The 13,416-nt window shown below is 44.2% G+C and carries 11 protein-coding genes; 5 read left to right on the top strand and 6 right to left on the bottom strand.

Features of this window, described 5'->3' with window-relative positions:
• The first annotated feature begins 341 nt into the window (after positions 1-341).
• Entirely contained in the window at positions 342-3,509 is a 3,168-nt protein-coding gene (locus CWO13_RS09615; RefSeq protein ID WP_108082848.1) for a chitinase C-terminal domain-containing protein, read from the top strand.
• A gap of 275 nt (positions 3,510-3,784) precedes the next feature.
• Positions 3,785-5,248 carry a sensor domain-containing diguanylate cyclase gene (locus tag CWO13_RS09610; RefSeq protein WP_102478536.1) on the top strand — a complete coding sequence of 488 codons (1,464 nt, stop codon included), beginning with the start codon at positions 3,785-3,787 and terminating at the stop codon, positions 5,246-5,248.
• A 133-nt stretch (positions 5,249-5,381) separates the two neighbouring features.
• Here CWO13_RS09610 and CWO13_RS09605 read toward each other — a convergent pair whose 3' ends face one another.
• Positions 5,382-5,636 carry a YgjV family protein gene (locus tag CWO13_RS09605; protein WP_017068159.1) on the bottom strand — a complete coding sequence of 85 codons (255 nt, stop codon included), beginning with the start codon at positions 5,634-5,636 and terminating at the stop codon, positions 5,382-5,384.
• Positions 5,637-5,904: 268 nt separating this feature from the next.
• Here CWO13_RS09605 and CWO13_RS09600 point away from each other — a divergent pair, with 268 nt between their 5' ends.
• From CWO13_RS09600 to CWO13_RS09590, 3 genes are all read left to right on the top strand, one after another.
• Entirely contained in the window at positions 5,905-6,492 is a 588-nt protein-coding gene (locus CWO13_RS09600; protein ID WP_048662602.1) for a DUF4136 domain-containing protein, read from the top strand.
• 178 nt (positions 6,493-6,670) lie between these two features.
• Positions 6,671-7,855 (top strand): D-alanyl-D-alanine carboxypeptidase family protein, encoded by a 1,185-nt coding sequence (locus CWO13_RS09595; protein ID WP_048606313.1) that lies wholly within the window; start codon positions 6,671-6,673, stop codon positions 7,853-7,855.
• A 174-nt stretch (positions 7,856-8,029) separates the two neighbouring features.
• The gene (locus tag CWO13_RS09590; protein ID WP_080967419.1) at positions 8,030-8,323 is read left to right on the top strand and encodes a YkgJ family cysteine cluster protein; all 294 of its coding nucleotides are present in this window, start codon (positions 8,030-8,032) and stop codon (positions 8,321-8,323) included.
• A gap of 165 nt (positions 8,324-8,488) precedes the next feature.
• Here the strand turns inward: CWO13_RS09590 and CWO13_RS09585 are convergent, their stop codons facing one another.
• The 5 genes from CWO13_RS09585 to CWO13_RS09565 form a co-directional block, all read right to left on the bottom strand.
• Complete coding sequence (locus CWO13_RS09585; protein ID WP_102433484.1) at positions 8,489-10,171, bottom strand: RluA family pseudouridine synthase; 1,683 nt, start codon at positions 10,169-10,171, stop codon at positions 8,489-8,491.
• Positions 10,172-10,323: 152 nt separating this feature from the next.
• Positions 10,324-10,944, bottom strand: coding sequence for a glutathione S-transferase family protein (locus tag CWO13_RS09580; protein WP_102433485.1), 621 nt, complete (start codon positions 10,942-10,944; stop codon positions 10,324-10,326).
• 34 nt (positions 10,945-10,978) lie between these two features.
• Entirely contained in the window at positions 10,979-12,010 is a 1,032-nt protein-coding gene (locus CWO13_RS09575; RefSeq protein WP_102433486.1) for an NADP-dependent oxidoreductase, read from the bottom strand.
• A 143-nt stretch (positions 12,011-12,153) separates the two neighbouring features.
• Positions 12,154-12,744: a TetR/AcrR family transcriptional regulator gene (locus tag CWO13_RS09570; RefSeq protein ID WP_048662606.1), complete on the bottom strand. Its 591-nt coding sequence runs from the start codon at positions 12,742-12,744 to the stop codon at positions 12,154-12,156.
• Between the two features lie 187 nt (positions 12,745-12,931).
• On the bottom strand, positions 12,932-13,405 hold the full coding sequence (locus tag CWO13_RS09565; RefSeq protein WP_019821974.1) for an FKBP-type peptidyl-prolyl cis-trans isomerase: 474 nt from the start codon (positions 13,403-13,405) through the stop codon (positions 12,932-12,934).
• Positions 13,406-13,416: the final 11 nt, after the last annotated feature.

Here is a 13,416-nt window from a genome sequence, read left to right as displayed (position 1 = left end):
AAGTGGGCGAATTCCCAAAAGAATCCCAAATCGCCTTTAAATCACTACTTTTTGGCTAGTTTTGATACGGATTTTTTTCTCGAATCCAAATCACATTTCCGATTTTTGAGATATTATTTTTTAGCTTTCCGAAATAAATTAATATTAGTTGTTGGTGCAAAATAAGTGTCGACTCATTGCATGCTATAAACAAATTAATGCGAGTCATTTTATAAATACTGAATATTTTAGGTGTTTAATTGGCGCTGTTACCTACAGTTGTTTTGCGAAGAGATTTAAGTGGTGAGGAAAATGCCATTTAGATTAAACATCTTGAAACAACAACTTAAGGGATAGCTAACATGCACCTAAACCAAGGAAGAGTGGCCAAGAAGGTTTTTACACTCAGTACTCTAACCGCGTCATGCTTAATGGCGTTCAACAGTTATGCGGCTGTTGATTGTTCAACGTTAGAAACGTGGGACTCAGCCACGGTATACACCGGTGGTGATCAGGTTTCACATGACGGCAGCGCGTACTCAGCGAATTACTGGAATCAAAACAACAACCCGAGCCAATTTGAAGGTGATTACGCACAGTGGAAAAAACTGGATGTGTGTAGTGGCAATGGAGGCGGCGGTACACCAAATGAAGCGCCAACCGCTTCGTTAACAGCGCCAACGGCATCCGATGTGATTGTTGAAGGTGATAATGTGGTACTTAGCGCAACAGCACTCGACTCTGATGGCAGTGTTGCTTCGGTAGAATTCTTTGTCGATGGTTCGTCGGTTGCAGTAGTGACAGCGGCACCATTTGAGGCGGCTTGGGCTGCAACGTCTGGCAACCATCAAGTTTCAGTTGTTGCAACGGATAATGAAGGCGCAGCAAGTGTTGCAAGTGTGGTTTCTGTTTCTGTTGATTCAGCACAACCAGGTAATGAAGCGCCAACAGTTTCAGTTGCCCTTTCAGCGACATCTGTTGATGTTGGTGGTGTAGTTACACTAACTGCAATGGCAGCAGACAGCGATGGTACGGTTGATAAGGTTGATTTCTACGTAGCGGGTGCTCTTGTGGGTACAGCTGCAACAAGCCCATACACGCTAGATTACACAACCACTCAAGCTGGCTCTCTAGCGGTCTACGCGAAAGCGACAGACAACCAAGGCGCAACGACTGATTCAGCACTGGCTTCTTTGACAGTTAACGGCGCTCCAACGGTGAGCACTTGTCGTCCTGATGGCTTGTATCAAACGCAAGGTGTCGATGTTCCTTACTGTACAATTTACGATGATGAAGGCCGTGAGAAAATGGGCGCGGATCACCCTCGTCGTGTGATTGGTTACTTCACCAGCTGGCGTGCAGGAGACGACCCGCAAGCGGCTTATCTGGTTAATGATATTCCTTGGGAACAACTCACACATATTAACTACGCGTTTGTGAGCATCGGTTCAGATGGCAAAGTGAACGTTGGTGACGTAAACGATCCAAATAATGCTGCTGTAGGTAAAGAGTGGCCGGGTGTAGAAGTAGACCCTGCATTAGGATTCAAAGGTCACTTTGGTGCGCTGGCAACCGCGAAGAAAAAACATGGTGTTAAAACGCTAATCTCAATTGGTGGTTGGGCTGAAACGGGCGGTCACTTCGCGACTGACGGAAGCCGAGTTGCTGATGGTGGCTTCTATACTATGACGACCAATGCTGATGGATCTATCAACCATCAAGGCATTGAAACATTCGCGACTTCAGCGGTTGAAATGCTGCGTAAATATCAATTCGATGGCCTAGATATTGATTATGAGTACCCAACGTCAATGGCCGGTGCGGGTAACCCATACGACAAAGACTTCATGGAACCGCGTCGTGAGTACCTATGGGCTTCGTACCAAGTATTGATGAAAGTGCTGCGTGAGAAGCTTGATGTAGCGTCTGCTGAAGATGGCAATCATTACATGTTAACTATCGCGGCTCCTTCTTCTGGGTACCTATTGCGCGGTATGGAAACATTTGATGTCACCAAGTACCTCGATTACGTAAACATCATGTCTTACGACCTTCACGGTGCGTGGAACGATCACGTTGGTCATAACGCTGCATTGTTTGATACAGGTAAAGATTCAGAGTTAGCACAATGGAACGTTTACGGCACTGCGGCTTACGGTGGTATCGGTTATCTGAACACGGATTGGGCTTACCATTACTTCCGCGGTTCTATGCCAGCTGGTCGTATTAACATCGGTGTGCCTTACTACACGCGTGGTTGGCAAGGTGTAACGGGTGGCGAAAATGGTCTTTGGGGCCGAGCTGCGCTACCAAATCAATCTGAATGTGCGGCGGGTACAGGCGAAGGCGAGAAGAATAACTGTGGTCATGGCGCAATTGGTATCGACAACATGTGGCACGATACCGATCCGAAAGGCAACGAAATGGGTGCGGGTTCCAACCCAATGTGGCACGCGAAGAACCTAGAGAAAGGTATTTGGGGTTCTTATGCGGATGCTTACAAGCTTGATCCTGTCAACGATCCAACGGATGTTCTAACGGGTACTTACACGCGTAACTACGACAGCGTGGCGGTTGCACCTTGGTTGTGGAACGCAGAGAAGGGCGTATTCCTCTCTACAGAAGATAAACAGTCTATCGATGTGAAAGCGGACTACGTTATCGATAAAGAAATCGGCGGCATTATGTTCTGGGAACTAGCTGGGGATTATAACTGTTATGTTCTCGATGCGAGCGGCAACCGAACTTTAATCGATACCACTGAGCAAGCATGTAACAGCGGTAACGGTGAGTTCCACATGGGTAACACAATGACGAAAGCTATCTACGATAAGTTTAAGTCTGCAACACCATATGGAAACAAAGTCGCGACGGGCGCTATCCCAACAGAAGCACTAGATATCACAGTATCGGTTGGTGGCTTCAAAGTCGGTGACCAAAACTACCCAATCAACCCTAAGATCACGTTTACGAACAACACAGGGCAAGCACTTCCGGGCGGAACTGAGTTCCAGTTCGATATCCCAGTATCAGCTCCTGATAACGCGAAAGATCAATCGGGCGGTGGTTTGTCTGTGATTGCTTCGGGTCATACTCGTGCGGATAACATCGGCGGATTAGACGGTACTATGCACCGCGTAGCGTTCACGTTGCCTGCATGGGAAGATCTTCCTGCTGGTGGTGTGTATGAACTAGACATGGTGTATTACTTGCCAATTTCAGGCCCTGCAAACTATGCAGTGAGCGTGAATGGCGTCGATTATGCCTTTAGCTTTGAGCAACCAGACCTACCATTAGGTGATATCAGTTCAGGTGGCGGTAACCCTGGCGATGGTGGCACAAACCCTGGTACATGCGACACTGCAGGTTTAACGGTTTACCCAGATCTACCTCAGAAAGATTGGGCTGGTAATCCAAGCCATGCAAACACGGGTGACCAAGTCGTTCACAACGGTAGTATTTACCAAGCAAACTGGTGGACAAGTTCTGAACCGGGCAGTGATGGTAGCTGGACTCAGGTTTGTTCTTAATCTAACGCTAGATCATGTATTTATAGATAACGAATGCGAATGATTTTAAGTTTATTTATCAGTATCTTAGTTTGATTTAAATACATAACTGAAGCGTAAAATAAAAACGCCGAACTGAATCCAGTTCGGCGTTTTTGCTATAAGTCACAGATTGCGTATAGAAACCTCTCAAAATATCGACACTCGTTCAGTAAAAAATAAAAACATGATATAAAACAATCTGTATATAAAAGAAATCACGGCGTTACCTGAAATTATAAATCTATGGGGTAATCTTGAAAGTCAGACGTAAATACATTCTTAATTTTTCCATTGCGCTCGCCGTCGTGTCGATGATTCTTTCCGCTGTTCAATTTAATCGAACTGAAAAGTCATTATTAGAATCTAACCAACTGTTTTTTCGTACGATTGTGAATGCGAGCTACGATATTGTCGATACCACAGTTAATGAGGCGATAAAGACATATCTTAAAGGAATCACGGATACCGTTGCGTCTCATGTATGGCATGCCACGCCAGAACAAGAAATTGAACAGGTAAGCCAAATTGCCAGTGAATTGCACATTGGACAATCGGGTTATATTTATTTGATGTCTCCGCAAGGTGTCCACCTCTATCATCCATTCTTACAAGGTAAGAAGCGCGGTCACCTTACTCATATTCAAAAACAGCTCAGTATTGGCTCTGGTATGATCGAATACTTTCACGCCAATCCTCATGAAATAAACCGCCGAGCCAAAGTCGCTTATTCGATGAGGCTTCCGAGTGGCAATACATTGGTCGCGACGACTTATAAAGAAGAATTGATGTATTTGGTCGATCTTGAAGGTTTAAAAGACAAGCTAAGAAAGTACGCGTTCGGTGAGAGCGGATATGTGTACATTGTTGATCTGCAAGGTAACTTAGTGCTTCATCCGGATTATGAACATAAATCATTGAAATCCTTAATAGGCTACTCGTCTGAACTGCTTATTGATCGAGTCGCCACCAAACCCGAAGGTCACTTCAGTTATTCGATTTCTAGTGACAATGGCACGACAAATAAAAACATCTTCTACAAGTTTTACCCTTATCTGAATTGGGTCATTTCTGCAGGTATCTTAGAACAAGAGCTTAATCGAAATCACAGCCTCCTGTTTATTAGTTTGATGGCTTTGGTTGTAAGTTTACTGAGCATTATTATCGTGTTGGTGCTTTACCTGCGGCATCGCCATCTCAAAGTTTTGGATGTTGCGAGTCTTGATTACCTTACAGGGCTTCCTAGCAGACGGAGCTTTATCGAGCACCTAAAACTGAAGATTACTCAAAGTTCACCTTATCCGATAACGAATGTTGGTATCATCTTGCTTGATATTGACCATTTCAAGCGGGTGAATGATCAATATGGTCACGCTCAAGGTGACCGGGTTATCTGTGCGGTCGCAAAATCACTCAAGAGATTTGCTAACCGCCGTCGTTTGATTGCACGATATGGTGGTGAAGAGTTTATTTTAGTGACGTTTGATTGTGATGAACATGAGTTATTTGAACTATCAGAGGCGTTACGGCTATGTGTTGAGCAACTTCAAGGCTTGGTGTCTCCGGTGACAATCAGCGCTGGTTGTTGCCATGCTCCGGCACTGACTGATATTGAAACCGCTATCGATAAAGCCGATAAAGCGCTTTATCAAGCCAAAGAGAGTGGACGCAATAACACTCAAGCGTATCGAGAGAGTGAATATCGCGTTGCTTACATGTGAGTGGTTGAAACCTTCGATGTGAGTGAAGATTTGATGTACACAAATCGTGCTTGAGACCGACAGATACAAAAAAGCCCAAATAGATCGCTCTATTTGGGCTTTTTCAGAATTATTTGAAATGCTAATCGCTAATTTAAGCTTTCGCTGCTTTCATCGCTTCCGTTTTTTTTTCCTTTTGCATTTTTGCAAGGAAGTAGATGTTTACACAAGCGATAAAACCATTGGTGGCTGCAACTGGCCATGCGTCAATCATGATGCCGTATGCTGTGAAGAGTGCACAGCCAATAAAGTTAAGGACACGCAGACGAACGATATCTTTCATTGTTAATGAAATTGCGACCATAATAGACGCAGCGTAACCTAAAATTTCAACCATATTGAATTCCATTGTTTGACCCTCTTAAATTTGCCGATACTTTGTCGGTACCAATTCTTCTCTTCATGAGATGATTGAGGAAGCTCCGTGCCTCGAATGGTCTGGTTTTGTTTAACGGGATGAACTATACCAACTCTGTTTTTGTGATTAAACCCCCAAAACAGACAGAAGTGAAGGTTAGCGATTACGCAAACGTTTAATGACCTTTCTATTAACATAATTACTATTTATGTTGGAGGTTGAATTGATAGTTATTCTTATATGGGTAAGGGCTCCACGAATGATAAAACGATCCATTTGTGCAACAAAAAGCATAAGAAAAGTAGCGCAGCTAGCTTTGATAGCGATTGGACTGACAGCATGTACCACTCAAGAATTGCCGCCAACGCACAATTATGGTGTGGTCACCAGTGGTGATTTTGAGTTCATGAAACACGGAGTGATGACGTACTCGTGGCACCCTGAATCAGAGCAGGTTTACCTTTCTCAAAAATACGATGAAACTGTGGTTACCGATTTAGTGCGTGAGTCGATTCAAGAGCAACTCTCTAATAAAGGTTACCAGTTAAAACAGGATGGTGTTGGCGATGTTGTTGTCGGTTTTGGGTTGGCGGAAGAATCGGAACTGAACGATGAGTCGATCTTTGATGCGATCAAGCTATCTACTGGTGTGCCATTTTATGATGGTGAAGGTAAAGTAGCGGAGAAAGGTTCGTTGTACATTGCGTTTTTCGTGCCTAACTCTGAGGTCGTACAATGGCAAGCATTAGCACAGTCTGGCATCCAAACTGATTTAGAGCCAAGCGAAAGAAAACAGCGCGCTACTGGCTTTGTTGAAATGTTATTTAGACGCATGCCTGAGCGATAGAGTTAGGTGTTGGACACATTCGTTGAGTCAATATTAGTTGTTGAAAATATGGTCAGATCGCAGATTATACTTTTTTATTTGTAACGAACGGTACAAATACGTAAAGCAACGTAAAGTTCGCGCTTCTTTTGCTGGCATTTGTCTATACTGCTCAAAACGTTAACTTAGGTTTGATTCAATGAAACTGTTTTCCAAATACTCTCTCCCTCTATTAAGTATATTCATTGTAAGTAACGCAGCGATGGTAAGTAATGCAGCTATCGCAGCACCTTCTATAGTACCAAGCCCACCTAGCCTAGGCGCAAAAGGGTATGTGTTAATTGATTTTAATTCTGGTGATGTGCTGGTAGAAAAAAATGCACACACTAAGTTAAACCCAGCGAGTTTGACCAAACTGATGACCAGCTATGTAGCTGGACAAGAGATGAAGCGAGGCAACATTTCTGCTGATGATCAGGTACGAATCAGCGAAAACGCGTGGGCGAAGAACTTCCCAGACTCTTCAAAAATGTTCATCGAAGTAAACACAGATGTAGCAATGATGGACCTTTATCGTGGCTTGATTATTCAATCCGGTAACGATGCGAGTGTTGCGATTGCAGAACACGTTGCAGGTTCACAAGATGCATTCGTCGACCTTATGAACTCTTGGGCTACATCTCTGAAGCTAGAAAATACCCATTTTGCCAATGCACATGGTTTAGACGCCGATGATCTCTATTCGACTCCTTATGATATTGCGCTACTCGGTCGTGCCATTATTCGTGATTTACCGGATGTGTATGGCTTATACAGTGAGCGTTCTTTTAGTTACAACGGCATCACACAGCACAACCGTAATGGCTTGTTGCGTGATAGAAGCTTAACCGTTGATGGCATGAAAACGGGCTACACCTCTGGTGCTGGCTACAGTTTGGCGAGTTCAGCGACACAAGGTGAGATGAGACTTATTGCGGTTGTGATGGGCGCATCAAGCGTTAAGAGCCGTGAATCAGACAGTAAACAGCTGTTGAGCTATGGTTTCCGTTTCTTCGATACACTAAACCCGCACAAAGGCGGCGATCAAGTGGCTGAAGAGAAAGTATGGTTTGGTGAGCAAGACACATTGAAACTAGGTGTGGCAGAAGACACGTTCATTACCTTGCCTAAATCAGACAGTAAAAAGCTGACTGCATCTATCGAGCTTAACTCTGAACTGAAAGCGCCAATTGCAGAAGGTCAAACTCTAGGTGTGGTTCATTACACCGTTGATGGTGAAGATGTTCAAACTCAGCCTTTGATCGCGCTGGAAGCGGTTGAGCAGGGCGGTTTGTTCAAACGTTTAATGGACTACGTTAAGCTGTTCTTCGCGAGCCTATTCTAAATAGAGCTTGTAGCGATAAGCCGCAATCAAAAGTGGAAACATATGGGTGTTGTGAGTGAATCACAGCGCCCATTGTTTTTTTTACATCAATGAAAACACCGCTTCGTACCATCTTTATTAGCCGTAGCGGGCGGTTTCGATTACTATACGCAAAATTTAGCAGTGTAGTCACTTATGACGATAGAGATAAAGAACGTAACCGAACCCGAAGTAACCTGTGCCAATTGTCAGGCATGCTGTTGTCGTTTAGAGGTTATGATCATCACAGATACGGGCGTACCTGAAGAGCACATCGCTTACGATGAGTGGGGCGGTGAAACCATGAAGCGCTTAGATGACGGTTGGTGTTCTGCGGTAGATAGAGAAACACTGATGTGTACTATCTATGAAAACCGACCATGGATCTGTCGTGAGTTCGAAATGGGCTCTTTTGAATGCGTTGATCAGCGCAAAGATGTAATGGGCTAGGCGTCTGCAGTATTGAAGTTAGTAACGAAAATACGCTACTGAGCTGTGATAAGCACATTAAAAATTAAATATCAGGGTTCTATATCTGAAGCAGATGTAGAACCTTGATGCGTTTTACGAGATCGAATATTTAGTGAGATAAGAGTTTTAGTTCGACAAAATAACTTAGAACTCAGAAGGCACTTCAAACTCCATCCATTCTCCAGTTGTTGGGTGAATCAACTTTAGGTAGCCAGCGTGCAGGTGTAAGCGCTCGCGTTTGTATCCGTATAAGTCGTCACCACGAATCGGAACACCAAGCCCTAATGGATGAGCACAGTGCACTCGCAACTGGTGGGTTCGCCCTGTTTTAGGGTACAAGTGAACCTTGGTTTTCCCATTATGAGTGCCTACCGCTTGCCAATGGGTTTCTGCGTTTCGGCCGTGTTCATGGCAAACCAGTTGTCTTGGTCTGTCTGTGATGTCACCGCGCAAGGGCAGGCTGATATCGCCAAATTCGCCAGTTATCTCACCATCTAACAAAGCGGTGTAGCGCTTCTCTACTGTTCTATCAATGAACTGCTTCTGAATGTGCTTGTTTGACTCCGCTGTGAGCGCCAAGATCAACAAACCTGACGTCGACATATCCAATCTATGGATAATCAAAGGGCCAGTAGCATCCGGGTAACGCGCTTTTATTCGTGTATAAACAGAATCTTCGATGAACTTGCCGGGAACCGACAAGAATTCTTCAGGCTTATTGACGACCACGATCTCTTCGTCTTCATAAACAATATCAAAAGACTTACCAACCGCAGGGTTCACGATAAGTGGGTTATCTTCTAACTCAATGCTACTTAGCTGGTGTTCGAGGATTTCAAAGCTTTTACTCTGACAAACCGGGTAGAGGTTTGCGTGTTGTCGAATGATAGCTGTAGGCGGCAATCCCCACCAAAACTCAGATAATGCTAACGGCTTAAACCCGTGCTCAAAAGCGAAGTTAAGCAGCTTAGGTAGGCAGCAGTCACCAGAGCCTTCAAGCGCATCTTTGCCATCGAGTAATTCAAGTAAATTTTTAGATTGCTTCGTTTGATTGATAAAGCGATAGTGAGAGAGGCGTTGAGTTTCTAACTGTTCTGAAATTGCTTGGTGATCTTGCTTACGGCTTTTCAGTTCGTTTTCAATCAAGTCAACTTGTGATTGACGTTCTGCGATCTTCTGTTTCCACTCAATACGAAGTGCTTTTAGGTCGCGTTTCTCTTGGCTACTTTGATTGCCCAATTGTTTGAGCAAATTCGCCGCCGATTCTAGATTCCCCGATGCCTTTTCTTGGTTTGCTTGCTCTCTGACTTCATTTCGCTGAGTTTTGTTCTCGGCCATTGCTAACTGAAAGGCTTCGATAGCTTGTGCTGATTCGATTTTTAACCCTTCAAGCTCGGCTAATAATGCGTCTAGGTTGTGTGACTGTTGTAGCTTTTCAATGTCATCCGCTAGTTGCAACTGGCGAGCAAGGTTTGCACTATTTTGAGATTGAAACTGTTCTGAATCGAAGGCTGGTGGAACAAAGTGAATGTTGTTTAACTGAGAGACCAAAGCCGGATCTAACTGTAAACCTGAAAACGCAGAAAGGTAGCCTAACTCTTGCGTAGTTGGATTCTGAACAAGCAGAACAGCGTAGAGGTTACCTTGCGATATTTCGTTTAAACCACAGTCCAGCAGCGACTGTTGAAGCTGCTGCATCGCTAATTCACACAAAGGATGCGGAGTATAGTAATACGGGAATGTAAAACGCTCTGGCAGCGACAAGTCTTGATTCGCTGTTTGGTTTAACGTGCGCAGTGGCGTGTATTGAGCAAGGTTTGCTGACATGAAGATCAAACTCTATGGGTATTCAGTTTAGATCTCGGTATTGTTGTCGAAATAAAGACAAATGAGAAGCCAAAGCGGAAGATAAATCGGCTTTGGCTTCATTTAGATTGTCATGTTCATGCTATGAAAGCAGTGAATGGAACAAATCTTGATTAGTTAGAGTGTTCTAACTCTAATTGCTCTGCTTTTTGGTAAGCTGGGTGGCTAGTCAAAAGCTTACCGTATTTAGCAATGTTAGGGTAAAGCGCAGTTGCACCGAAGTTACCAACGATTTCTACGATGAACGACATCATGAAATCGGCACCAGTGAGAGTTTCGCCTACAAGATAAGTTTTGCCTTCAAGCGCTTCGTTAACGAAGGTTAAGATCTTTTGATTTTCATCGTCTGCATAACCGCCTAGGAAGTTAGTCTCGCAGCCGTCTTTCATCACAAAGATCTTAAGCAACATTGGTAAAATACCTGAGCTTTCAGCGAAGTGAAGCCATTGTGAATATTCGACGTATTCTGCTGTACCGCGTGCTGGTGCGAACTTACCTTGACCGTATTTGTCGATTAAATATTCCGTGATAGCACCAGATTCAGTGATCACGACACCATCGTCTTCAATGACAGGAGATTTGCCCAACGGGTGAACGGACTTGAGCTCTGGTGGTGCAAGGAAAGTGACACTGTCTCGTTGGTAAGGTTTGATTTGATAATCGACACCAAGCTCTTCCAGTAGCCAGATGATGCGCTTCGAACGTGATTTATTCAGGTGATGTAAAGTAATCATGATTTTACCTAGTTAACGGGTTCAGTTTATTGAATTATTTAGCTTCGTTCGTTTTGATAACAAGCTTGCCGAAGTTCTGACCGTCCAATAGGCCCATGAATGCTTGTGGCGCGTTTTCTAGGCCTTCAACTAAGTGTTCACGATAGTGCATCTTGCCTTGAGATAGCCACTCTGTCATTTGAACAGCAAACTCGTTGTAACGGTGTGCGTAGTCATCAAAGATGATGAAGCCTTGCATCTTAATTCGTTTAACCAGCAGCATCCCCATAAGGCTAGACATGCGATCTGGACCTTCAGGCAGTGATGTCGAGTTGTATTGAGAGATGAGGCCGCAAACAGGGATACGAGCGCCTGTGTTTAGAAGAGGCATGACTGCATCGAATACCTTGCCGCCAACGTTTTCAAAGTAAACGTCGATGCCGTTGTCACACGCTTTCGCCAGTTGTTCTGCGAAGTCGTCAGCTTTGTGGTCGATACATTCATCAAAGCCAAGAACCTCTTTCGCGTACTGGCACTTTTCTTGACTGCCTGCAACACCGATAACACGACAGCCTTTTAGTTTGCCGATTTGTCCAACGGTTGCGCCTACAGCACCTGTTGCTGCCGCAACGACTAGCGTGTCGCCTTCTTTAGGTTGGCCGATATCAAGCAAGCCCATGTAAGCAGTAAAACCAGGCATACCCATGATGCCCAGTGCGTAAGAAGGGTGCGTCGGTTCTTTGCCTAGTTTGATTAGGCCTTCACCGCTAGACACACCAAGATCTTGCCAACCTGTGTAAGCGAGAACCCATTCGCCAGTTTCGTAATCAGCGTGGTTTGACTCTTCAACCTGACATACGGTTGCGCCTACCATCACTTCATCAATCGCAACGGGGTCTGCGTAGGATTTAGCATCGCTCATACGACCACGCATGTATGGGTCTAGAGAAAGGTAAACTGAGCGAAGTAACATCTCGCCGTCTTTGATACTTGGCGCGGCTGCTGACTCTAAACGGAAGTTGTCTTGAGTTGGTGCGCCAACTGGGCGAGAAGCCAATACGATGCGGCGATTGCCTTGTTGAGTCATTGGATATCCTTAATTTATGTTTTATATATTTAGAATTAGACCAGTCGTCTAGTCTTGTTGTCTAAAAATCCCGCCATCATCAAATTGATAAGAGGGCGGGTGATTTGTTTTAAGTTAAAGCCAATAAAGCGCGCTGCGCGTTATTAGCTTTCACCTTTTAAAATTCGTTCGGTAAGGCTCAAAGCTGACTGTAAGCTATGTGAACTCTGGCTCAGCTTGCTTAATAAGCTTGCGCCTAACCACATAGAATAAAGGTTCTGAGCTGCTTCTTGGCTATCTTCAACCTTTATAGAGCCATCTGTAATACCACCGACAATGCACTGCTCGATGGTATTCGTCACCTTCTCAGCACCTTTTAACAGCGCTTGGCGCATTGGATCAGAGAGATCAGAAACTTCGGCACTGAGCTTAACGACCAAGCATTTATGAGCATTACAGATACCGTTTTCGGTCTTCGCCCATAGCGAAAAATAGCTCAGGATTCGCTGATAATGATTACCTTCACCGTGCACTAAAATTGCTTCAATCTTAGTGATGTAGTTTTCAAAATAGTGCTGAATTAACGCCTCACCAAATTGCTCTTTCGATTTAAAGTAGTGGTAAAACGAACCTTTCGGTACGTCCGCTTCTTTAAGCAACTGTGATAAGCCAACGCCATTGAAGCCGTTGTTCACTATTAATTGATAGCCGACATTTAAAATATGCAGGCGTGTGTCATTCGTTTTCTCGTTCATGGTCGGTACTATAGTTTAAATTAGACCAGTCGTCTAGTGGTGGGTTTTGAGGGTATATTTGGTCGTTGTTAAAATAGTTAAATAGTTAAATAGTTAAATAGTTAAATAGCTAAAGTGCTTTCAAATGTTCAGATATAAAAAAGCCCCAACATAGCGCGTATGTTGGGGCTTAAATCAGTCTCTTCGATTATTTGATAGAGATGAGTTCTACATCAAAAATCAGAGTCGATGATGGTGGGATAGGGCCTGAACCGCCTTTGCCGTAAGCTAGAGTGCTTGGAATGAATAGACGAACTTTTTGGCCTTCAACCATGTAAGTTAAGCCTTCTTGCCAGCCTTTGATTACTTGCTTAAGGGCAAATGAGATTGGCTCGCCACGCTCAACAGAGCTGTCGAAAACAGTGCCGTCGATCAGCGTACCGTGGTAGTGAACCGTTACTTTGCTGTTCTTAGTTGGGTGTTCTGTGCCAGTACCTTCTTCAAGTACAAGGTACTGTAGGCCGCTTTCAGTCGTAATTACGCCTTCTTTAGCTCCATTCTCGATAAGGAACTGTTGACCTTGTTCGAAGTTTTCTGCACCAGACTTATGATTCGTCCAAGTACGGTAAATCATGAAACCCGCCAAAAGAAAGACAATGACCGGGATGACAAATTTAGACATAGTAAAACCTA

The sequence above is a fragment of the Vibrio sp. ZF 223 genome (assembly GCF_003050585.1).
Lineage (GTDB): Bacteria > Pseudomonadota > Gammaproteobacteria > Enterobacterales > Vibrionaceae > Vibrio > Vibrio crassostreae.
Note: the sequence above shows the minus strand (reverse complement) of the source record. Positions and strands in the feature narration are given on the sequence as shown.